Raw genomic sequence first — 790 nt, forward strand, 5'->3', positions numbered from 1 at the left:
AAAGACGAAGATTTCCCCCCCGCTCCTCTGCCCCTCTGCTCCCCCGCTCCCCCGCTCCTCTGCCCCTCTGCTCCCCCGCTCCTCTGCCCCTCTACCCCTCTGCTCCCCCTCCCCCCCGCTCCCCATCAAAGGGCGCTGCCAGGTGAGGGCAGAGAGGCCATCGGCACCGCTACCGCGAATGAGGTTGTAGAGGAGAGTTTCAGCGCGATCGCTGGCTGTATGACCTGTTACGATATAGGGGTAATTGTGGGCGATCGCAACTTCAGCTAAAGCTTGATAGCGCCATTGTCGGGCTGTAGCCTCAGTTTTCGGTATTTCCTCGGCTATTTGCCGATAGAATGGTAATTGCCAATTGAGAGCTAATTCTTCTACGCGATCGGCATTAGCTTTTGAGTCTGTACGCCAGCGGTGATCGCAGTGTATAATTGCCAAATCCCAACCCCATTTTGGCTGTAAATCTAATAGTAATTTAGTTAAACATAAAGAGTCTTGTCCGCCGGATACCGCTACTAATATTCGCTGATTTCGCGGCAATAATTGGCGGTGGATTAACAAGTAGTGAAATTGAGCGTGGAGATGCGTCCATTTACTAGATTTCATAACTGAAACAAGAATTTTCACCACTTTGAGTTTAGCAGGCCAAGAAAAAGCGATCGCATCTCTTCTCTGAGGAAGTGCGATCGCTTTAATTCTAAACTTGTCTGATGACTAGATTAGAGGATGATGAAATTCGTCGCCAGTATTGGGTCTTTATGGAATATTTCAATTGTATTCCTAAGACTGAGAGTAA

Annotated in this window: 1 protein-coding gene; it reads right to left on the reverse strand. The window is 48.9% G+C overall.

From position 1 onward, the window contains the following. Positions 1 to 600, reverse strand: a 600-nt coding sequence (gene tilS, locus OSCI_RS09965) for a tRNA lysidine(34) synthetase TilS (protein WP_157135555.1), incomplete at its 3' end; no start/stop codon positions are given. Positions 601 to 790 lie beyond the last annotated feature (190 nt).

Source organism: Kamptonema sp. PCC 6506, from assembly GCF_000180455.1.
GTDB lineage: Bacteria > Cyanobacteriota > Cyanobacteriia > Cyanobacteriales > Microcoleaceae > Kamptonema > Kamptonema formosum.